At 72.5% G+C, this 19,962-nt stretch carries 18 protein-coding genes; 6 read left to right on the plus strand and 12 right to left on the minus strand.

Annotated elements, in window-relative coordinates; all coding sequences use genetic code 11:
* Positions 1 to 26 precede the first annotated feature (26 nt).
* Genes ACFVX6_RS01270 through ACFVX6_RS01285 form a run of 4 tightly spaced genes read right to left on the minus strand, consistent with a single transcriptional unit; the run spans position 27 to position 4,381 of the window.
* On the minus strand, positions 27 to 806 hold the full coding sequence (locus tag ACFVX6_RS01270) for a CDP-alcohol phosphatidyltransferase family protein (RefSeq protein ID WP_389686711.1): 780 nt from the start codon (positions 804 to 806) through the stop codon (positions 27 to 29).
* Entirely contained in the window at positions 784 to 1,845 is a 1,062-nt protein-coding gene (locus tag ACFVX6_RS01275) for an iron-containing alcohol dehydrogenase family protein (RefSeq protein WP_389686713.1), read from the minus strand. The genes ACFVX6_RS01270 and ACFVX6_RS01275 overlap by 23 nt, the downstream gene beginning before the upstream one ends.
* Positions 1,833 to 2,585, minus strand: coding sequence for a phosphocholine cytidylyltransferase family protein (locus ACFVX6_RS01280; protein WP_266903134.1), 753 nt, complete (start codon positions 2,583 to 2,585; stop codon positions 1,833 to 1,835). The genes ACFVX6_RS01275 and ACFVX6_RS01280 overlap by 13 nt, the downstream gene beginning before the upstream one ends.
* A complete protein-coding gene (locus ACFVX6_RS01285) occupies positions 2,582 to 4,381 on the minus strand; it encodes a DUF5941 domain-containing protein (RefSeq protein ID WP_389686910.1) in 1,800 nt (599 codons plus the stop codon). The genes ACFVX6_RS01280 and ACFVX6_RS01285 overlap by 4 nt, the downstream gene beginning before the upstream one ends.
* Positions 4,382 to 4,874: 493 nt before the next feature.
* Here ACFVX6_RS01285 and ACFVX6_RS01290 point away from each other — a divergent pair, with 493 nt between their 5' ends.
* Together ACFVX6_RS01290 and idi are read left to right on the plus strand one after the other, a co-directional pair.
* On the plus strand, positions 4,875 to 6,131 hold the full coding sequence (locus ACFVX6_RS01290; RefSeq protein ID WP_389686912.1) for a GNAT family N-acetyltransferase: 1,257 nt from the start codon (positions 4,875 to 4,877) through the stop codon (positions 6,129 to 6,131).
* 161 nt (positions 6,132 to 6,292) lie between these two features.
* A complete protein-coding gene (gene idi / locus ACFVX6_RS01295; RefSeq protein ID WP_389686715.1) occupies positions 6,293 to 6,892 on the plus strand; it encodes an isopentenyl-diphosphate Delta-isomerase in 600 nt (199 codons plus the stop codon).
* A 67-nt stretch (positions 6,893 to 6,959) separates the two neighbouring features.
* Here the strand turns inward: idi and ACFVX6_RS01300 are convergent, their stop codons facing one another.
* On the minus strand, positions 6,960 to 7,514 hold the full coding sequence (locus ACFVX6_RS01300) for an ATP-binding protein (RefSeq protein ID WP_389686717.1): 555 nt from the start codon (positions 7,512 to 7,514) through the stop codon (positions 6,960 to 6,962).
* Between the two features lie 94 nt (positions 7,515 to 7,608).
* Positions 7,609 to 8,310 carry an HdeD family acid-resistance protein gene (locus ACFVX6_RS01305; protein ID WP_389686719.1) on the minus strand — a complete coding sequence of 234 codons (702 nt, stop codon included), beginning with the start codon at positions 8,308 to 8,310 and terminating at the stop codon, positions 7,609 to 7,611.
* 125 nt (positions 8,311 to 8,435) lie between these two features.
* On the opposite strand from ACFVX6_RS01305, the gene ACFVX6_RS01310 reads away from it, so the two are divergent.
* A complete protein-coding gene (locus ACFVX6_RS01310) occupies positions 8,436 to 9,185 on the plus strand; it encodes an enoyl-CoA hydratase/isomerase family protein (RefSeq protein ID WP_389686721.1) in 750 nt (249 codons plus the stop codon).
* Here ACFVX6_RS01310 and ACFVX6_RS01315 read toward each other — a convergent pair.
* Positions 9,160 to 9,798, minus strand: a complete 639-nt coding sequence (locus tag ACFVX6_RS01315) for a DJ-1/PfpI family protein (RefSeq protein WP_389686723.1) — start codon at positions 9,796 to 9,798, stop codon at positions 9,160 to 9,162. The two genes, ACFVX6_RS01310 and ACFVX6_RS01315, sit on opposite strands and share 26 nt — an antisense overlap.
* A gap of 133 nt (positions 9,799 to 9,931) precedes the next feature.
* On the minus strand, positions 9,932 to 10,912 hold the full coding sequence (locus ACFVX6_RS01320; protein WP_389686725.1) for a GlxA family transcriptional regulator: 981 nt from the start codon (positions 10,910 to 10,912) through the stop codon (positions 9,932 to 9,934).
* Positions 10,913 to 11,103: 191 nt separating this feature from the next.
* Between ACFVX6_RS01320 and ACFVX6_RS01325 the strand changes: the two genes are divergently transcribed.
* The 3 genes from ACFVX6_RS01325 (at position 11,104) to ACFVX6_RS01335 (ending at position 14,539) form a co-directional block, all read left to right on the plus strand.
* Positions 11,104 to 12,351 (plus strand): SLC13 family permease, encoded by a 1,248-nt coding sequence (locus ACFVX6_RS01325; RefSeq protein WP_389686914.1) that lies wholly within the window; start codon positions 11,104 to 11,106, stop codon positions 12,349 to 12,351.
* Between the two features lie 72 nt (positions 12,352 to 12,423).
* Entirely contained in the window at positions 12,424 to 14,061 is a 1,638-nt protein-coding gene (locus ACFVX6_RS01330) for an ABC-F family ATP-binding cassette domain-containing protein (protein WP_389686727.1), read from the plus strand.
* A gap of 244 nt (positions 14,062 to 14,305) precedes the next feature.
* The gene (locus ACFVX6_RS01335) at positions 14,306 to 14,539 is read left to right on the plus strand and encodes a hypothetical protein (RefSeq protein ID WP_389686729.1); all 234 of its coding nucleotides are present in this window, start codon (positions 14,306 to 14,308) and stop codon (positions 14,537 to 14,539) included.
* A gap of 69 nt (positions 14,540 to 14,608) precedes the next feature.
* On the opposite strand, the gene ACFVX6_RS01340 is transcribed toward ACFVX6_RS01335, so the two are convergent.
* The 4 genes from ACFVX6_RS01340 to ACFVX6_RS01355 form a co-directional block, all read right to left on the minus strand.
* The gene (locus ACFVX6_RS01340; RefSeq protein WP_389686731.1) at positions 14,609 to 15,397 is read right to left on the minus strand and encodes an SDR family NAD(P)-dependent oxidoreductase; all 789 of its coding nucleotides are present in this window, start codon (positions 15,395 to 15,397) and stop codon (positions 14,609 to 14,611) included.
* Positions 15,398 to 15,471: 74 nt separating this feature from the next.
* Entirely contained in the window at positions 15,472 to 16,653 is a 1,182-nt protein-coding gene (locus ACFVX6_RS01345; RefSeq protein WP_389686733.1) for an MAB_1171c family putative transporter, read from the minus strand.
* Positions 16,643 to 17,188, minus strand: coding sequence for a hypothetical protein (locus ACFVX6_RS01350; RefSeq protein ID WP_389686736.1), 546 nt, complete (start codon positions 17,186 to 17,188; stop codon positions 16,643 to 16,645). Before ACFVX6_RS01350 ends, ACFVX6_RS01345 begins: the two co-directional genes overlap by 11 nt.
* Positions 17,189 to 17,428: 240 nt before the next feature.
* Entirely contained in the window at positions 17,429 to 19,930 is a 2,502-nt protein-coding gene (locus tag ACFVX6_RS01355; protein ID WP_389686738.1) for a Tex family protein, read from the minus strand.
* Positions 19,931 to 19,962 lie beyond the last annotated feature (32 nt).

Below are 19,962 nucleotides of genomic sequence, written 5' to 3' on the forward strand. Positions count from 1 at the left end.
GACGGCGCCCAGCCGCAGGGGGGCCGTCACTTGAGCCTGCTGGAGGCCAGGACCGACACCAGGTGCAGCACCGTCTGGAGCATGGCGATGCCGGCGAGCACCGCGACGCCGAGGCGGGAGAAGTACAGGTCGCCGCGGACCTGGTCCAGGACGGCCAGCAGCAGGATGAGCAGCGAGGCCTCGATGCCGAGGACCAGGCGGTGGAACTTGAGCGCGGCGGCGGCCCGGCGGGCGAGCGCCATGCCGGACGAGCGCGGCGTGGCCGCGGCGTCCTGGACCACGGGCTTGCCGGCCTGGTGGCGGGCGACGCCGACCAGGTCGGTCTCGGCCTTGATCAGGATCGCCCCGAGCGCCGCGAGGGTGCCCAGGAAGGCCCACAGCCAGTCGATGCGCCCGGTGCCCCACAGGTCGGAGGCGCGCAGGCCGAAGCCGACGAGCACCGCCGCGTCGCACAGGTAGGCGCCGACCCGGTCCAGGTAGACCCCGGACAGCGAGAACTGCTTCTTCCAGCGGGCGACCTCGCCGTCGACGCAGTCGAGCAGCAGGTACATCTGGACCGCCACCACGCCGAGGACTGCGCCCCAGACGCCCGGCACGAGCAGGGCGGGGGCGGCGAGGACTCCGGCGAGGGTCATCACGTAGGTCAGCTGGTTCGGCGTGACCTTGGTGGTGACCAGGAGGCGGGTGATGCGCAGGGAGATCTCGCGCATGTAGAGGCGCCCGCCCCAGTGCTCGCCGCTGACCCGGTCCTTGACGCCCGCCGGGTGAACGACGGGCCGGAGTTCAGCTACGGATGGTCTTGGCATAGTCGGCGTAAGCGTCCCTGATCTCGGCTGCGGACAGGTTGAGGTGTTCCAGGATCGTGAAGCGTCCCGGACGGGTCTGGGGGGCGTACTCGACGGCCGCGACGAACTCGTCCACGCTGAACCCGATCTCCTCGGGCAGCACGGGCAGGCCGTGGCCGCGCAGCACCCGGACGAAGAGCTCGGACTTGTCCGTGTCCCCCCGCAGGTGCATCGCGAAGGCCGCGCCGATGCCGACCTGCTCCCCGTGGAGCGCGGAGCGTCCCGGGTAGAGGAGGTCGAAGGCGTGGCTGATCTCGTGGCAGGCGCCGGACGAGGGGCGGGTGTCCCCGCTGATCGCCATGGCGATGCCGGAGAGGACCAGCGCCTCGGAGAGCACGGTGAGGAACTCGTCGTCGCCGACCCCGCCGGGGTGGCGCAGTACGGACTCCCCCGCGGTACGGGCCATGGCGGCGGCCAGGCCGTCGACGGGCTCGCCGTTGAGGCGGTGCGAGAGCTCCCAGTCGGCGATGGCCGAGATGTTGGAGATCGCGTCGCCGATGCCCGCGCGGACGAACCGCGCCGGGGCCTCGCGGATCACGTCGAGGTCGACGACCATCGCGATCGGCATGGGCACCCCGTAGGAGCCCCGGCCGTTGTCGTTGTCCAGGATGGACACCGGCGAGCAGATGCCGTCGTGCGAGAGGTTGGTGGCGACGGCCACCATGGGCAGCCCGACCCGCGCCGCGGCGTACTTCGCCACGTCGATGATCTTGCCGCCGCCCAGGCCCACCACGGCGTCGTAGCGGTTCCCCTTTATGTCATCGGCGAGCTTGACCGCGGAGTCGATGGTCCCGTCGACGACGGAGTACCAGTCGGCGTGCGGCAGCACGGGCTCCAGCTTGGCGCGCAGCACCGCGCCGGAGCCGCCGCTGATGGCGATCGCGAGCTTGCCGGACGCGGAGACGCGCTGGTCGGCCAGGAGGCCGGCCAGGTCGTCCATCGCGCCGCGGCTGATGTCGACGACGACGGGCGAGGGGATGAGCCTCGTCAGTACTGGCATGCGATCGTCCGGCCCTTGGCGAGGTCGTCGTGGTTGTCGATCTCGACCCACTTGACGTCGCCGATGGGGGCCACGTCGATGGTGAAACCGTCGTTGACGAGCTGCTGGTAGCCGTCCTCGTAGTAGAGGTCGGGGTCGCGCTCGAAGGTGGTCTTCAGGGCCTCGGCCAGCGCCTCGGCGGCCTCCGGCTCGATGAGGGTGACGCCGATGTACTCACCGGTCGCGGTGGCCGGGTCCATCAGCTTGGTGATCCGCTGAACGCCCTTCTCACCGTCGGTGATGACCTTCATCTCCTCGTCGGCCAGGCTCTTGACCGTGTCGAGGGCGAGGATGATCTTCTGGCCCTTGCCGCGGGCGGCGAGCAGGGTCTTCTCGACGGAGACCGGGTGGACGGTGTCGCCGTTGGCGAGGATCACACCCTGCTTGAGGACGTCACGGGCGCACCACAGGGAGTAGGCGTTGTTCCACTCCTCGGCCTTGTCGTTGTCGATCAGCGTGATCTTGACGCCGTACTTGGCCTCCAGGGCCTCCCGGCGCTCGTACACGGCTTCCTTGCGGTAGCCGACGACGATGGCGACCTCGGTCAGGCCGACCTCGGCGAAGTTGCCGAGCGTCAGGTCGAGGACCGTGATGCTCTCTTCGGCACCTTCTGGTCCGACGGGCACGAGGGCCTTGGGCAGGGTGTCGGTGTAGGGACGCAGGCGGCGTCCGGCTCCGGCAGCGAGGACGAGGCCGATCATGCTGGTTCTCCTTCGTCATGTACGGCGGGTGCCCCGGAGGAAACCCAGAAGCGGATGCTCTCCACGAGCACCACGAGTGCCACGAACACGGCGAGGGCCGTGAGCGCGACGGGGAAGTCCACGGCGCGCGACGCCAGGACGGAGGCCAGGACCGTGATCAACAGAACCCGGCCTTCGTGCCCGCCGATCGTCCGCACCAGCCAGTGCGGGGGCGCGCCGGTGCCACCGCGGATGCGGTAGACCGTGTCGTAGTGATGGTAGGCGACCGCCGCGACCAGTCCGAATGCCGCGGGAAGGGCCCCGGGGACGTCCGCCTTGGCGGCGAGGATCAGGACCGTGGTGTATTCGGCGGCCCGGAAGACGGGCGGCAGCAGCCAGTCCAGCGGGGCCTTGAGCGGCATCGCGACGGCGGCTCCGGCGGTCAGCACGTACAGCCCGGCGAAGAGGATCGGCACGTGGCTGCCGAAGGACGTCTCCCGTGCGGCGACGAGCAGCATGACCGCCGAGCCCACCCCGCTCACCATGAACGCGGGCGCGGTGTAGTGCGGCAGCCTGCGCAGGCCGCGGGCGATCAGCTCGCCCAGCGGGCCGGTGTCGGTCAGGTCCTCGAGGGCCCGGGCGGCGCGGTCGGTCCGCTTCGCCTTGCGGGTCAGGGAGCGCAGGACCCGGCCGGCGGTGGTGTAGAGCGCGCCGAAGGCGCAGCCGACGAGCAGGGCGTAGAAGACGATCCGCGGGGTGGTGAAGGCGATGAGGACCGCGATCATGGCCCAGCGCTCGCCGATCGGCAGGATGATCATGCGCCGGACCCAGACCGTCCAGCCGACGCTGTCCAGCTTGTCGGAGAGCGCCGCGGTGGGGCTCGTATTGGCCGTGGCGTCGTGGTTGGCCTCGTTGAAGGCGAAGTCCACGACGTGCCGGCAGGTCATCAGGATCATGGCGCCGAGGGCCAGGGCCCAGACGTCGTCGCCGTTCCGGGCGGCGCCGAGCGCGAGGCCCGCGTAGAAGGAGTACTCCTTCGCGCGGTCGAAGGTGGCGTCGAGCCAGGCGCCCATCGTCGAGTACTGGAGCGAGTAGCGGGCGAGCTGCCCGTCCGTGCAGTCCAGGACGAAGGAGAGGAGCAGCAGCACGCCGGAGGCCACGTAGCCCCAGCGGTCGCCGGTGGCGGCGCAGCCGGCCGCGATCAGCGCGGTGATCAGCGAGGCGGTCGTGACCTGGTTGGGGGTCAGTCCGCGGCGCGCGCACCAGCGGGCGATGTAGCGCGAGTACGGGCTGATGAAGAAGGTGGTGAAGAACCCGTCGCGGGACTTCACGGCGGTGCGCAGCCGGACGGCCTCGTCGTCGACGGCCGCGACGGCGGCGGTGGCCGTCGCGCGCTCGGCGGTGGTGGCGGGCACGGCGGCAACGAGGGTGCCCAGCTCGGGGCGGTGCACGGGGGCGCCGGCGGCCTCGACGGCGGCGGCGAGCCGGTCGGGGTACGGGCCGTCGCCCACGGGGGCGTACACGTCGTTCGCGGCGGCCCGGTCCAGGGACGCGCGGGCGCCGGGCTGGACTGCGAGGGCCCCGGTGACGGCGCAGGCGTCGAACCGCGGGTCGGTCAGCGCGAGCCGCAGGGCGTGCACGTGCCCGACGAACTCCCCGTCCACGACGGCCACCCGCTGGTCGGCGGGGACGAGCGCCAGCGCGGCGGCGGCCTCCGACGGGGTGGCCGCGGGGCGGACCTCGAAGCCGAGGGAGCGCAGCTCGCCGGCGAGCGTTGATCCGGGCACCGGCAGGCCGGTAAGGATGACGGTCGGCAGACGAACTCACTCCTTGCACGCACACGGGTAACGGGCGCCGGGTGGCCCGGCGGCACGTCGGCAGAGGCTATCGGATGAACGGAAGCGGGGGTTCACCGCCCGTTTACGCTCCGATAAGCCGAAAATCACGGGCCTGTCGGCCCTGTGGCGATCATCATTGACGATCGGAAGCAGCGATCACAAACCGCCGTCGGCACCGTGGCTGTTAGGCTGGCCGCAGACGCGTACGAATGCCGTACAAGCGTCCCGATCGCCCGAATGTCACACGAGATGTGACGAAAGAAAGAAAGAGGTGGGGTTGATGACCGTCGCAGGCGTCGCCGCCCAGCGCAGCGCACTCCGGTACATCCCCCTCTCCTTCCGGGCGTCCGGCCGGGTCTGATCACACCGATCACCCCCGTCGGCCGGAGCCCCCTTTCAAGGGTTCACGTTGACCGACAACACCGGTAACACCAGCAACTCCCACACCACCGGTTTCAGCACCCAGAGCGACCTGTTCTTCGAGGCGTTCTTCGAGCTGCACCGCGGCCTGCCCCGGCAGTCCCCCGGTTCCGAGGCCACCACCCGCCACCTGCTGTCCCTGTGCGGACCGCTGCCCGAGCGGCCGCGCGCCCTGGACCTGGGCTGCGGTCCCGGCCCCAGCGCACTGCTGCTCGCCGCCGAGGCGGGCGGCCTCGGCGGCGACGTCACCGCCGTCGACCTCCACGACGGCTTCCTCGACGAGCTCCGCGCCGCCGCCGCGGCCCGCGGGCTCACCGATCGCGTCCGCGCCGTCAAGGCGGACATCGGCGACCTCGCACATCCGGACGGTTCCTTCGACCTCGTCTGGGCCGAGGGCTCCGCCTACAACATCGGCTTCGCCACCGCGCTCGCACGGTGGAAGCGTCTGCTCGCCCCCGGCGGCACCCTGGTGCTGAGCGAGTGCGAATGGACCGTCGACGAACCGTCCGCCGGGGTCCGCGCCTTCTGGGACCCGCACTACGCGCTGCGCTCCACCGCCCGCAACCTGGCCGCGATCCAGGCCGCCGGCTACCGGGTGCTCGGAATCCACCGGCAGCCCGACTCCGACTGGGCGGCCTACTACGGCCCGCTCGGCGAGCGGGTCGCCGCGGCTCCGGAACCCTCGGGTCCCCAAGCCGCGGCTGCGCTGGGCTTCGTACGCGAGGAGATCGACGTGCGGGAGCGGCACGGGCACGAGTACGGGTACACCGCCTACGTCCTGCGGCCGGTGACGGCCGGGGACGGCGGCGGCCGGCCCGTCCGCCCCGAGGCGGCCGGGGACGCGGCCGCCGTGCACGCGGTGCACTCCGCCGCCTTCGAGACCCCGGCCGAGGCCGACCTCGTGGACGCGCTGCGCGCCGACGGCTCCTGGCTGCCCGGCCTCTCCTACGTGGCCGAGGCCCCGGACGGGTCGGTCGCGGCGCACGCCCTGCTGACCCGGTGCACGGTCGACGGGGTGCCGGCGCTCGCTCTCGCCCCGGTGGCCGCGGCTCCTGCGGTCCAGCGCTCGGGCGCCGGCAGCGCGGTCGTACGGGCGCTGCTCGCGGCGGCCGCGGAGCGCGGGGAGAACCTCGTCCTCGTCCTCGGGCACCCCGAGTACTACGGGCGCTTCGGGTTCGTGCCGGCTTCGCGCTTCGGGATCAAGGCGCCTTTCGAGGTGCCCGACGAGGCCATGATGGCGCTGGTGCTCGACGATTCGGTGCCGGTTCCCGCGGGCACGATCAAGTACCCGGCCCCGTTCGGGGTTTGATGCCGGGTCCGGCCCGCGGCCGGGTGAACTGACCGATCCGCACGTTCCGCCCCTCGCCGCATATCACGCGGCGGGGGGCGGACATGCGCGGATCACCGAAGTGGGGGCAATCCCCATTTGTACGGCAGACTGAAAGCCGAAGTCCGAAGCGAAGGATGGGTATGCCGACCACACCAGCCACCGCCGCGAACAGTGCGACCACCGGCACCGGCGCTCAAGAACCGATCATGCTCGAACTGGTCGACGAGTCCGGCAACACCATCGGTACGGCGGAAAAGCTCGCCGCTCACCAGGCGCCCGGTCAGCTGCACCGGGCGTTCTCGGTGTTCCTCTTCGACGAGCAGGGCCGGATGCTGCTCCAGCAGCGCGCCCTCGGGAAGTACCACTCCCCCGGTGTCTGGTCGAACACGTGCTGCGGTCACCCCTACCCCGGGGAGTCGCCGTTCGCGGCTGCGGCCCGGCGGACCCACGAGGAGCTGGGGCTGTCGCCCTCGCTGCTCGCGGAGGCGGGGACGGTCCGCTACAACCATCCGGACCCGGCGTCGGGGCTGGTGGAGCAGGAGTACAACCACCTGTTCGTGGGACTCGCGCAGCGGTCGGTGCGGCCGGATCCGGAGGAGATCGCGGACACCGCCTTCGTGACCGCCGAGGAACTCGCGAAGCGGCACGCCGAGGTCCCGTTCTCGGCCTGGTTCACGACCGTGCTGGACGCGGCCCGGCCCGCGATCCGCGAGCTGACGGGCGACGCGGCGGGCTGGTAGCAGCCGGCCCCGGTCGGCAGCGGCCGGTGGCGGTCGGTGGCATTCGGTGGCGGCCCCGCGCGGGTATTCAGACCGCCGAGGTCGGAGTGGCCGCGGGTGACGCGAGGGCCGTGGTGAGCGGCAGCGCCGCCCAGATCACCTTGCCGCCCGTGGAGGTGTGCTCCACGTCGCAGACCCCGCCGGCCTCCAGCGTGATCTCCCGGACGAGGAGAAGGCCCCGGCCGCCGGTCTGGCCGAAATCGGCCTCCAGCGCCTTGGGGCGGTACGGGTGGTTGTCCTCGACGGCCACCCGTACCCACTCCCGGCCGATGGCGACCTCCACCGCGACCTCCGGCGAGAGCAGGGCCGCGTGCCGGACCGAGTTCGTCACCAGTTCGGAGACGATCAGCAGCAGGGAGTAGACCAGGTCCCGGTCGGCCGGCACCTCCTGCCGGCCGAGCAGGTCACGGACCGCACGGCGGGCCTGCGGAACGGATTCTTCTACTGCGGGTGCCGTGAATCGCCACACTCCCTCGTACGCGAGGGGGGCAGCCGCGACCTCCGGCTCCTCCCCCTTGACTGGCGGGACGCTCCCGCTCACATCCATCTCCCGGCCCCCGTCTTCACGCTCGATCGTCTGCACACGTCAAGAGTGGGGACCGGACCGCTCCGCGCCGGACCACTGACCAGAAGTCAGCATCAATCGGACACTTTCTGACCACTGGCGTATGACAGAGTCAGTTGTTCGACCGTTCCTGATCTTCTGGGGGCCGCTTCTCGGCCGCCTCGCGCGTCTCGGGTGCGGCCACTCCCGCCCCTCCCGGCGTCACCGGAACCTCGTCGTCCCTGACCAAGCCCAGGATGCGGCGGGCTCCCATGCCCACGGCGATCAGACTCAGGCCGTCGAACAGCAGCGCGAGGGAGAAGAACGCTCCGATCACGTACAGGCTGCTGCCGGGCCAGTTCGCGAGGATCAGGAGGCCCAGCAGGATGCCGAAGGCGCCCTGGACCAGGGTCAGCCCGAGGTGCGCGCCGCGCACCACGACGGCCCCGGCCAGCCGGAACACCCCGCCGGTGAGGAACAGCAGCGCGGCGAACATGGTGAGCGCCTCCGCGCTCGCCTCCGGCCGGCGCAGGATCACGAAACCGGCCGCGATGTTGATCGCGGCGACGATGACGGCGAGCCAGAAGTAGTTGCTCTTGCGGGACTGGATCGCCTGGAGCAGACCCACCACGCCGCCGAACAGCAACAGCCAGCCGAAGAGGAACATCGTGGTCAGGGTGGCGACGCCGGTGTAGACGAGGCCCACCAGCCCGGCCACCACCAGGAGCGCCCCGAGCAGGGCCATCCAGGCGAAGCTGCGGCTGACCTTCTCCTTGTCGGCCTTCACGGCCTGTGGACCCGTACGGCCTGCACGGTCTGCACGGTCTGCGCCCATGGACGCGCCACCTCCTCGCTGCCCCCGACGGACCCTCGGACCCCGCGACTGCCTGCCGGTCCACCGAGCTGCCGGTGGCCGGTCTCTTGATCATAGGTTTGACCGTCCGGGATAGCATCCGGCGCATGGACGCCGCCCTGCTCTCCTCCGTCGCCGACGGGGTCGCCACCGTCGTGATCTCGCACCCCGCCAAGCGCAACGCCATGACGGCCGCGATGTGGCGCGGGCTGCCGGAGCTGCTGGCCGGGCTCGCGGCGGATCCCGCCGTACGGGTGCTGGTCCTGACGGGGGCCGGAGAGACCTTCTGCGCGGGAGCCGACATCTCCTCGCTGACCGGGGACGACGACCCGCAGGCCCTGGCCGTGGCGGCGGAGGAGGCGCTCGCCGCCTTCCCCAAGCCCACGCTGGCCGCGATCCGCGGGTTCTGCGTGGGCGGCGGCAGCCAGCTGGCCGCCGCCTGCGATCTGCGCTTCGCCGAGGAGGGGGCCTCCTTCGGGGTGACGCCGGCGAGGCTGGGCATCGTGTACCCGGCCTCGTCCACCCGGCGCCTCGCGTCCCTGGTGGGCCCGTCGGCCGCCAAGTACCTCCTCTTCTCCGCCGAGTTGATCGACGCGGAGCGGGCGCTGCGCACCGGACTGCTGGACGAACTGCTGCCGACGGGTCAACTGGCCAAGCGGGTCGCTGAGTTCACTCGGATCCTGGCCACGCGGTCCCAGCTCACGCAGAGTTCGGCGAAGGAGTTCACGGACGGCCGCACGGACCGGGACGCGTACTGGGCGGCGCAGGCCGCCGCGAGCGGCGACATCGCGGAGGGGGTCGCCGCGTTCCTGGAGCGGCGCGCGCCCGCCTTCACCTGGACTCCGCCTTCGGAGTGACCGAGCGGAGCAGCGCGACGATGTGGGCGGGCGCCTTCTCCGGGGAGCCCGCGTCGTAGGGCGGCTGCGGGTCGTACTCGGTCATCAGCTGCACGGTCTGCGCGTACTCGTCTCCCGCGATGCGGCCGAGGAGCGCGAGCCCCATGTCGATCCCCGCGGACACCCCCGCGGCCGTGACGTACTTGCCGTCGAAGACGACCCGCTCCGAGACGGGCTCCACCCCGAACGGGGGCAACCTGTCCTGGTACAGCCAGTGGCCGGTGGCCCGGCGCCCGTCGAGGAGGCCGGCGGCTGCGAGCAGGGTCGAGCCGCTACAGACCGAGGTGGTCCAGGTGGTGGTGGCGTCTACGGTCCGCAGCCAGTCGAGGAGGGCGGGGTTCTTCATCTCCCGGTCGGTGGCCGGCCCTCCGGGCACCAGGACGATGTCCGGCCGCGTCACCTCGTCGAGGCCCTTGGAGGCGGCGAGTGCGAGCGCGTTCTGGTCGGTCCGTACGGGTCCCGGCCGCTCGGCCACGAACACGGTCTCGGCGCCCGGGAGACGGCCGAGGGTGTCGAAGGGACCGATGGCGTCGAGGGCGGTGAATCCGTCGAACAGCAGGACGGCGATCTGCATGGCTCCTCCGGAGCGGTGGTCGGGGCGGGGCGGTTGCACGGCGGGGTGGTCGGGCTCGGGCGGGGCGCGGCCCGGGTTCGGCCGGGGCCCGGCGGGGTGTGGTCGGGGCCTGGTCGGGCTCGGTTCCTGGGGGTCAGGGTTCAGGGGTCGGCTGCGGCGGGGTGCCGAAGCGGCGGCGGTATTCGGCCGGGGGTTGGCCCAGGGTCTTCACGAAGGCGCGGCGCAGGGCTTCCGGGTTGGCGTAGCCGCAGGCCCGGGAGACCTGGGCGATGCCCTCGCCGCCCTCCTCCAGCAGCCGCCGCGCGTGCTCGACCCGTACCCGCTCCACGTACCGGCCCGGTGTCACCCCCGTCTCCGCCCGGAAGGCCCGCGCGAAGTGCCGGGGCGACAGCGCGGCCCGTGCGGCGAGGGCCTCCACGCTCAGGTCCTCTCCCGGGTGCTCCGTGATCCAGTGCTGCACCTCCCGCAGCGGCTCCCGCAGCGCCGTCTGCGCCGCGAGCTGCGCGCTGAACTGCGCCTGGTTGCCGGGCCGCCGCAGGAAGACCACCAGGTGCCGCGCGACGGACAGCGCCAGTTCCCGCCCGTGGTCCTCCTCCACCAGGGCCAGCGCGAGGTCGATGCCCGCCGTGACCCCGGCCGAGGTGGCCACCGGCCCGTCGCGGACGTAGATCGGGTCGGGTTCCACGGTGACGGCCGGGTACGCCCGGGCCATCCGCTCGCACACGTACCAGTGGGTCGTCGCGCGCCGTCCGTCCAGCAGCCCGGCCTCGGCCAGCAGCAGGCCGCCGGTGCACACCGACACCAGCCGCTCCGCGGAGCCTCCGTACGTGCGGAGCCAGTCCGTGATCTCCGGCGCGAAGTCCCCCGTGTACCTGCCTCCCGGCACCAGCAGGGTGGTCCCGGCGCCCGGGCGCTCGCTCTCCAGGTCCCCGTCCGGGACCAATCGCAGTCCGCTGCTCGTGCGGACCGGGGACCCGCCCGGTGAGACGGTGCGGAGCGCGTACCGCACCGGTCCGGGGTGGCGGTCGGCGCCGGAGAACACCTCCATGGGCCCCGTGACATCCAGGCTCTGCACGCCGTCGTAGAGGACGACGAGCACGTTTCGCGACGACATGGCCCCATCGTGTGACACCGAGCGCGATGGCTGCAATGACGCGTACCCCTCCTATCCGGCCATGCAGGTCCCGGTGCGATCCTGTCCTCGCCCGCCGCCGGCCGGCGCCCCGCCACCGCGCCCCCGTACGCCCTCCCCTCTTGTCCCCTTCGCTCCGGAGCCCGTCCTTGTACCCCGTCGCCGCCGCGTGTCTGTCCGCCGCCCTCCTCCTCGGGGTGCTGGCCTTCGCCGTCCTGCGCCCGCGCGGGCTGCCGGAGGCCGCGGCCGCCGTGCCCGCCGCCGGGCTGCTCGTCGTGCTGGGCGTCGTACCGCCCGCCGACGCGTGGGCGCAGACCCGTGAGCTGCTGCCGGTGGTCGGGTTCCTCGCGGTGATCCTGGCGCTGGCCCGGCTCTGCGCCGACGAGGGGCTGTTCAAGGCCGCCGGCGCCGCGGTGGCCCGGCGGGCGGCCGGGCGGGGGCCGGTGGCTCTGCTCGGCGGGGTGTTCGCCGTCGCCTCGGTCGTCACCGCCGCGCTGAGCCTGGACGCGACCGTGGTGCTGCTGACCCCGGTGGTGCTCGCGACCGCCTCCCGGCTGGGGGCCCGGCCACGTCCGCACGTCTACGCGACCGCGCACCTGGCGAACTCCGCCTCGCTCCTGCTGCCGGTCTCCAACCTCACCAATCTGCTCGCCTTCGCGGCGAGCGGGCTCTCCTTCACCCGGTTCGCCGCGCTCATGACCCTGCCCTGGCTGGCGGCGATCGGCGTGGAGTACGCGGTGTTCCGGCGCTACTTCCGCGGTGACCTGGCGGCGCCCCCGGAGCACATACCGCAGGCCGGGGAGCAGGTACCGCTGCCCCGGTTCGCGGCCGCGGTGCTCGCGCTGACCCTGGCCGGCTTCGCCCTCGCCTCCTTGTCGGGGGCCAGCCCCGCCTGGGCGGCGCTCGCGGGCACGCTCGTCCTGGCCGTACGGGCACTGCGGCGCCGGGAGACCACGCCGACGGCGATCCTGGGCTCCACGGCGCCTGCCTTCTGCCTGTTCGTGCTGGCACTGGGGGTGGTGGTGCGGGCGGTCGTGGACCACGGGCTCGGGGACGGGCTGGAGTGGGTGACCCCGGCGGGGGATTCGCTGCCGGCGCTGCTCGGGGTGGCGGCGGTGGCCGCCGTACTGGCCAACCTGATCAACAACCTGCCCGCGGTACTGGCCCTGCTCCCGGTGGCCTCGGCCGGCGGCGCGGGGCCGGTCCTGGCGGTGCTGATCGGGGTGAACGTCGGGCCGAACCTGACCTACGCGGGCTCGCTGGCCACCCTGCTCTGGCGGCGGATCCTGCACGGGGGCGGCGGCGGCGCGGATCTGGTGACGCTCCGGGACTTCACCCGGCTCGGGCTGCTGACCACCGTGCCGGCGCTCGCGGCTGCGGTGGCGGCGCTGTGGGCGGCCCTGCGGCTCCTCGGCACCTGACCGGCTCCGGCCCGGGGTCGGGGGGCGGGGGCGGGGAAGCGAGGGCCGGGCCGCGGATAGAATCGGCAGATCATGACTGCAACCCTCGTCGCCAAGAAGCTCACCGCCGCGCACGGTGAGCGCACGCTCTTCGCCGATCTCGACCTCGTCATCGCCCCCGGCGACGTCATCGGCCTCGTCGGCGTCAACGGCGCCGGGAAGTCCACCCTGCTGCGGATGCTCGCCGGGCTGGACACCCCCGAGACCGGTGAGCTGCGCCTCTCCCCGCCCAGCGCGGCCGTCGGCCACCTGCCCCAGGAGCCCGAGCGGCGCCCCGGCGAGTCGATCCGCGAGTTCCTCGCCCGCCGTACCGGTGTGGCAGCGGCCCAGGCCGAGCTCGACGCGGCGACGCAGGGTCTCGTGGACGGCACCCCCGGCGCGGACGACGCGTACGCGGACGCCCTCGACCGGTGGCTGAACCTCGGCGGGGCCGACCTCGACGAGCGGGCCCTGCAGGTGGCCGACGACCTGGGGCTGTCCGTCGGCCTCGACCTGCCGATGACCGCGCTGTCCGGCGGCCAGGCCGCCCGCGCCGGCCTCGCCTCGCTCCTGCTGTCCCGCTACGACGTCTTCCTGCTCGACGAACCCACCAACGACCTGGACCTCGACGGTCTGGAGCGCCTGGAACAGTTCGTGAAGGGACTGCGCGCCGGCACCGTCGTCATCAGCCACGACCGCGAGTTCCTCACGCGCACCGTCACCAAGATCCTCGAACTGGACCTGGCCCAGCAGCAGATCAACCTCTACGGCGGCGGCTACGACGCCTACTTGGAGGAGCGCGAGCGGGCCCGCAACCACGCCCGCGAGGAGTACGGCGAGTACTCCGACAAGCGCTCCGCGCTGGAGGACCGGGCCGCGATGCAGCGCGGTTGGATGGACAAGGGCGTCAAGAACTCCAAGCGCAAGGCCACCGACAACGACAAGGCCGCCAGGAAGTTCAGCGCCGACGCGAGCGAGAAGCAGGCCTCCAAGGCCCGCCAGACGCAGCGCGCGATCGAGCGGCTCGAAGTGGTCGACGAGCCGCGCAAGGAGTGGGAGCTGCGCATGGAGATCGCGGCGGCCCCGCGCTCCGGCTCCGTGGTCGCCACCCTGCGCGAAGCGGTGGTCCAGCGCGGTGACTTCGGTTTCGGACCGGCGAGCCTGCAGATCGACTGGGCGGACCGGGTCGCCATCACCGGCGCCAACGGGGCCGGAAAGTCGACCCTGTTGGCCGTGCTCCTGGGCCGCCTGGCCCCGGACGCCGGCTCCGCCACCCTCGGCTCTGGCGTACGGGTCGGCGAAGTCGACCAGGCCCGCGGCCTGTTCCTGGGCGACGAGCCGCTCATCGACGCCTTCTGCGCCGCCGTGCCCGACACCGAGCCGGCCGAAGTCCGCACCCTGCTGGCCAAGTTCGGCCTGAAGGCGGCGCACGTGACCCGCCCGGCGGCCACCCTCTCCCCCGGCGAGCGCACCCGTGCGGCCCTGGCGCTGCTCCAGGGGCGCGGGGTGAACCTGCTGGTGCTGGACGAGCCGACGAACCACCTCGACCTGCCGGCGATCGAGCAACTGGAGTCCGCTCTCGAGTCCTACGAGGGCACCCTGCTGCTGGTCACCCACGACCGCCGGATGCTCGACGCGGTCCAGGTGACCCGCCGCATGCACGTCGCGGACGGCAAGGTCACCGAGCTCTAGACCGGAGCCCGCCCAAGATGCCGACCGGCTCGAGCCCGACTAGCCTTTGTGGGTGAGAGCCGCAACCGCGGAGCACACCCCCATGGCCGGCCGTTCCACGGCGCCAGGGTAGGCAGACACGTGCTTCCGCATATTCGGCGGCCCTGCATCCGATTCCGCGTTGCGTGTATTCGTACGCAGCCCGCGGTTCCACCCTTCTGCCTCGGAGAGGTTCGAGGAGGGTGGAAGGAAAGGGAAAATTCTCATGTTTGCACTGAGAGCGAAGCGCCTCTTCGCCGTCTCCGCTGCCGGTCTCCTGATGGCCGGCGGAGCCGCACTGGGCACGGCGGGTACCGCCTCGGCGGCGACCCCGGCCCAACACGTGAGCTACGTCGCCGGCGGCTGGGACCACGACGACGACAACGGCTGGCACCACGGCGGCTGGTGGGACGACGATGACGACTACGGCTACGGAGGTTACAACCACGGCGACTGCTGACTCGCCCTCCAACCCAGGCGTGCGCGACCCTGTCACAGGGCCGCGCACCGGGCTGCCGCGACGCCCGCGTCAGCTCCCGTCCGGCCGGTCCGCCGGGGCCCGCCGCTTGCGGGCCATCTTCCGGGCCACGAAGGCCCGCGGGAGGTGGCGGACCGCCAGGGCGTACGCCCGGTAGTGCCGGCCCGTGATGCTCACCGGGCGGCGCAGGGCCAGGTCCTTCAGCGCCTTGGCCACCACGTCGCGCGGCTCCAGCCACACCGCGTCGCGCAGGGCGGTGACGTCCATCCCGGCGCGCTCCTGGAACTCGGTGCGGGTGAATCCCGGGACCACCGCCAGCACGCGGACCCCGTACGGCTCCATGTCCACGCGCAGCGACTCGCTGAAGGCCGTGATCCAGGCCTTCGCGGCGCCGTAGGTCCCGGTCGGCAGGAGTCCGGCCACCGAGGAGACGTTGAGCACCGCGCCGCGGCGGCGCTCGCGCAGGCCCGGGAGCACCGCGTGGGTGAGCCGGAGCGGCACCTTGACGAGCAGGTCGAGCATCCGCTCCTCGTCCTCGACCGGGTTGTACGGGAAGGGCGCGGGGAGTCCGAAGCCGGCGTTGTTGACCAGGATGTCGACGGGCCGGGCCCGGTCGGCGAGCCGCTCGGCGACGGTTCCGAGACCGCCCGCGTCGAGCAGGTCGGCGGGGAGCACCTCGCAGACGGAGCCGAATTCCCGGGCGAGGTCAGCGGCGACGTCTTCGAGGCGGTCCTTGTCGCGGGCGACGAGGACGAGGTCGCAGCCCTTGGCGGCGAAGCCGCGGGCGAAGGCCGCGCCCAGTCCGGCGCTGGCCCCTGTGATCAGTACGGTGGTGGTCAAGAGACGTTCTCTTCCTGGCTGTCGGGCGTGTTGCGTGCTCGCGTGGCTCGCGCGGCTTGCGCGGCTTGCGCGGCTCACGCGGTGAAGCCGGCCGTGGCCGGTGAGGCGTAGGCCTGGGCCACGTCCACGAGGAAGCGGGCCTCGCCTTCCAGGTCCCCTGCCTCGGCCGAGGTCTGGAGGGCTGCGGGCAGCTCCAAGGCGTTCTCGTCGGACCGCTGTTGCGGGATCCCGGCCAGCTTCGCCTGCCGCGCCTCCTTCAGTACGCAGGCCAGCGCGGCCGCACTGGCCCGCTGTTCGGGCACTCCGCTGCCGGCCACGTGGCTGCGCGCGAGCTCGGGCACGCCGGGGGCGACGTACTCCCCCAGGATCAGGATGGCGTCGCGGGTCTCGATGACCTTGCGGTAGACGAGCAGGTTGCGCGGGACCGGCGGCCACAGCAGTTCCAGCACCCGGCCGGCGCGCGGCTCGTTGAGGGCGACGTGCGGGACGGCGTGGACCAGGTCGCGCCAGAGCGGCCACAGCCGCCAGGCGGTGGCGGTGTCGGCGGCCGTGCGGCGGAAGGTGAACAGCGTCGGGACGAGGATCGCGGCGGCGCGGAGCAGTCCGTGCACGTTCATCAGCAGCGGGTTGGCGGGCATCGCCCAGGTGAAGCCGAACAGCGCCTTGAGCAGGTACACGAACCAGAACACCCCGGCGAGCGCGGTGCCCAGGCCGAACAGCAGCAGTCCGGCGGCGAGGCCCCGGCTCTCGGCACGGCGGCTGTAGCGCCAGCAGACCCACACGCAGACGGTGTTGGCGATCAGGTGGGCGGAGATCAGCACCAGCCAGTACGCGAGGGAGGGCACCGGGTCGCCGACGGGCGGGATGGTGTGCGTGCCGTGGTCGGGCGCGGCCGTGTCCAGGATGACGAGGACGGTCAGCCAGAGGACCGTGCCGGCGCCGGAGGCGATCTGGAGCCGTCGGCCCCGGGTGGCGGCGGCCACGAAGTAGAGCACGGCGCCGGCCGAGAGGACGCCGATGAGGTTGCGCACGAGCCCGATGGTGTGCGCGTACTCCGGGTCGCGACCCATGGCGTAGGCGACGACGTCGGGAAGGTTCAGGGTCATCGCGGCCGCGGCGGTGGCCACGGCGAGCCACAGGCCCCGCTGGTGCGGGGCGCGCAGGGCTCCGGGCGCGCGGAGCAGGACGGCGATCCAGAGGCACACGACGCCGGGGACGGCGAGGGCGTCGCCGAAGGCGATCAGATCAGAAGCCACGGTGGACGGGCCCCCGTCCGCGCCGCTCGTAGCCCATCGCCGACTCCAGCCGGGAGAGCGTGTCACGGCCTGCGGCGCCGTGGCCGAGGTGCGGGCCGCGGGTCCCGGTGCGGATGCGGATCATGCTGGCGAGCATCTCCGCCTCCCGCTCCTGGCGGGTGGTGTAGTTGGTGCGCCCGAGCACGGTGGGGACGGGTCCGTCCGCCCCGCCGGCGCCCGGGGAGTCCTCGACGGGGGCTTCCAGCGAGTGGTGCCCGAAGAGGATGTGGCCGATCTCGTGGAGCACGATGTGCTCGCGGTGCAGCGGGGTGGTCTGGGCCTCGTAGAAGACGTAGTCCACGTCGGCGGTGCCGACCCACAGTCCGCACACTCCGGACTCCGCCGCCTCCTTGGGCAGCGGGTGGAGCCGGATGGGGCGGCCCCGTTGCTCGGCTATCCGCTCGCACAGTCCGTCGAGCGAGAAGGGGTGTCTCAGGTCAAGACGGCCGAGAATCGCCTCGCACCGTTTGCGCAGACTGGGCTGAGGGTGGCGCATGTGTTCCCTCTTCGGACCCTTTCTCGGGCAACGATGATAGGCGTGCGTGGGCAGGGGCATGACGTCCTTTGCCTTCAAGGCGACCTCGGGAGTGCGGTCCCGAGGGGGAAAACGGAAGCCCGCTCGCCGAAAGACGAACGGGCGTTCCGTCATGCCTACAGATCATCCGGCTGAGTTGGCAAGGTATGTCCCCATGTCGGGTGCCTATTCAGCCAATCCGGCACGCACTGTCACGAACGGCTAGCGCTTGCGGCCACCCCGCTCGTCGGGGCCGCTGAGCCCCGCGCGGCGCAGGGCGTCGGCCATCGCGCTGTTGGCGGGGGCCGGAGCGCCGCCGCCCTGGCGCTGGCCGCCGCCTCCTTGACCGCCTTGGCCGCCCTGACCGCCTTGGCGGCGGCCCTTGCCGCCGTCCCGGGAGCCGCCCTGGCCGCGCTCGCTGCCGCCCTGGCCTCCCTGACCGGCCTGGCCGCCCGGGCCGCGCTGCTGCGGGGGCCGGCCGCCGCCGCGCCGCTCGCCCCGCTCCTCGCGCTGCCTCGGGGCGCCGCCGTCGGCGCCGCCGCCGCGCTCCGCCTCGTCCTCCAGCCGCAGCGTCAGCGAGATCCGCTTGCGCGGGATGTCCACGTCCATGACCTTGACCCGGACGATGTCGCCCGGCTTCACCACGTCGCGCGGGTCCTTGACGAAGTTCTTCGACAGCGCCGAGACGTGCGCCAGCCCGTCCTGGTGGACGCCGATGTCGATGAAGGCGCCGAAGGCGGCCACATTGGTGACCACGCCCTCCAGGATCATCCCGGGGGCCAGGTCGCCGATCTTCTCGACGCCCTCCTTGAAGGTCGCCGTCTTGAACGCGGGCCGCGGGTCCCGGCCCGGCTTCTCCAGCTCGCGCAGGATGTCCGTGACCGTCGGCAGGCCGAAGGCCTCGGTGACGAACTGCTCCGGCCGCAGCGAGCGCAGCACGCCGCTGTTGCCGATCAGGGCCGCCACCTCGCTGCCCGCCGTCTTGCCCATGGTGCGGACCACCGGGTAGGCCTCGGGGTGCACGCTGGAGGAGTCCAGCGGGTCGTCCCCGTCGCGGATCCGCAGGAAGCCCGCGCACTGCTCGTACGCCTTCGGGCCCAGCCGGGCCACGTCCTTGAGCCCCTTGCGGTTGCGGAAGGGGCCGTTGGCGTCGCGGTGCGCCACGATGTTCTCGGCGAGTCCGCCGCTGATGCCCGACACGCGCGAAAGCAGCGGCGCGGAGGCCGTGTTGACGTCGACGCCGACACCGTTCACACAGTCCTCGACCACGGCGTCGAGCGAACGTGAGAGCTTCACCTCGGACAGGTCGTGCTGGTACTGGCCGACGCCGATCGACTTCGGGTCGATCTTCACCAGTTCGGCGAGCGGGTCCTGCAGGCGCCGGGCGATGGAGACCGCACCGCGCAACGACACGTCCATATCGGGGAGTTCCTGCGAGGCGAAGGCGGAAGCCGAGTACACGGAGGCGCCGGCCTCCGAGACCATCACCTTGGTGAGCTTCAGCTCGGGGTTGCGGGTGATGAGGTCCGCGGCGAGCTTGTCGGTCTCCCGGGAGGCGGTGCCGTTGCCGATGGCGACGAGCTCGACCGCGTGCTCCTTGGCCAGGCGGGCCAGCTTGGCGAGCGCGTCGTCCCACTTGTTGGCGGGCACGTGCGGGTAGATCACCTCGGTGGCGACCACCTTGCCGGTGGCGTCCACCACGGCCACCTTCACACCGGTGCGGAAGCCCGGGTCCAGCCCGAGCGTGGCGCGGGTGCCGGCGGGTGCGGCGAGCAGCAGGTCGCGCAGGTTGGAAGCGAAGACCCGTACGGCCTCGTCCTCGGCGGCCGCGCGCAGCCGGGAGCGCAGGTCGATGCCGAGGTGCACCTGGATCTTGGTCCGCCAGGCCCAGCGGACGGTGTCGGCGAGCCACTTGTCGCCGGGGCGGCCGCGGTCGTTGATGCCGAAGCGGCGCGCGACCATGCCCTCGTAGGTGGAGGGCCCGGGGGTCTCGCTCGGTTCCTCCGGCTCCAAGGTGAGGTCGAGCACGTCCTCCTTCTCCCCGCGGAGCATGGCGAGCACGCGGTGCGAGGGGAGGGCGGTGAACGGCTCGGTGAAGTCGAAGTAGTCGGCGAACTTGGCGCCCGCCTCCTCCTTGCCCTCGCGGACCTTCGCGGCGAGCCGGCCGCGGCCCCACATGCGCTCGCGCAGTTCGCCGATGAGGTCGGCGTCCTCGCCGAACTTCTCGGTGAGGATGGAGCGGGCGCCCTCCAGGGCGGCGGCCGCGTCGGCCACGCCCTTGTCGGCGTCCACGAACGCGGCGGCCGCCGCGGCCGGTTCCTGCGAGGGATCGGCCAGCAGCCCCTCGGCGAGCGGCGCGAGGCCGGCCTCGCGGGCGATCTGGGCCTTGGTGCGGCGCTTGGTCTTGAAGGGGAGGTAGATGTCCTCCAGCCGTGCCTTGGTGTCGGCCGCGTTGATGCGGGCCTCCAGCTCGGCGTCGAGCTTGCCCTGCTCCCGTACGGAGTCGAGGATCGCCGCGCGCCGGTCCTCCAGCTCGCGCAGGTAGCGCAGGCGCTCCTCCAGGGTGCGCAGCTGGGCGTCGTCGAGCATCTCGGTCGCTTCCTTGCGGTAGCGCGCGATGAACGGCACGGTCGAGCCGCCGTCGAGCAGCTCGACGGCGGACTTGACCTGCCGCTCCCGTACGCCGAGCTCCTCGGCGATCCTGCCTTCGATGGACATCGTCACTGTGCGGTCCCGCCTGCCTTCGTACGTATGCG

The organism is Streptomyces sp. NPDC058289, from assembly GCF_042880975.1.
In the GTDB taxonomy this organism is placed as follows: domain Bacteria; phylum Actinomycetota; class Actinomycetes; order Streptomycetales; family Streptomycetaceae; genus Streptomyces; species Streptomyces stoeckheimensis.

Coding starts and splice junctions, on each gene's coding strand:
- ACFVX6_RS01270 (WP_389686711.1), bottom strand. CDS start 806: ATGCCAAGACCATCCGTAGCTGAACTCCGGCCCGTCGTTCACCCGGCG.
- ACFVX6_RS01275 (WP_389686713.1), bottom strand. CDS start 1,845: ATGCCAGTACTGACGAGGCTCATCCCCTCGCCCGTCGTCGTCGACATC.
- ACFVX6_RS01280 (WP_266903134.1), bottom strand. CDS start 2,585: ATGATCGGCCTCGTCCTCGCTGCCGGAGCCGGACGCCGCCTGCGTCCC.
- idi (WP_389686715.1), top strand. CDS start 6,293: ATGCCGACCACACCAGCCACCGCCGCGAACAGTGCGACCACCGGCACC.
- ACFVX6_RS01305 (WP_389686719.1), bottom strand. CDS start 8,310: ATGGGCGCAGACCGTGCAGACCGTGCAGGCCGTACGGGTCCACAGGCC.
- ACFVX6_RS01310 (WP_389686721.1), top strand. CDS start 8,436: ATGGACGCCGCCCTGCTCTCCTCCGTCGCCGACGGGGTCGCCACCGTC.
- ACFVX6_RS01315 (WP_389686723.1), bottom strand. CDS start 9,798: ATGCAGATCGCCGTCCTGCTGTTCGACGGATTCACCGCCCTCGACGCC.
- ACFVX6_RS01320 (WP_389686725.1), bottom strand. CDS start 10,912: ATGTCGTCGCGAAACGTGCTCGTCGTCCTCTACGACGGCGTGCAGAGC.
- ACFVX6_RS01330 (WP_389686727.1), top strand. CDS start 12,424: ATGACTGCAACCCTCGTCGCCAAGAAGCTCACCGCCGCGCACGGTGAG.
- ACFVX6_RS01335 (WP_389686729.1), top strand. CDS start 14,306: ATGTTTGCACTGAGAGCGAAGCGCCTCTTCGCCGTCTCCGCTGCCGGT.
- ACFVX6_RS01350 (WP_389686736.1), bottom strand. CDS start 17,188: ATGCGCCACCCTCAGCCCAGTCTGCGCAAACGGTGCGAGGCGATTCTC.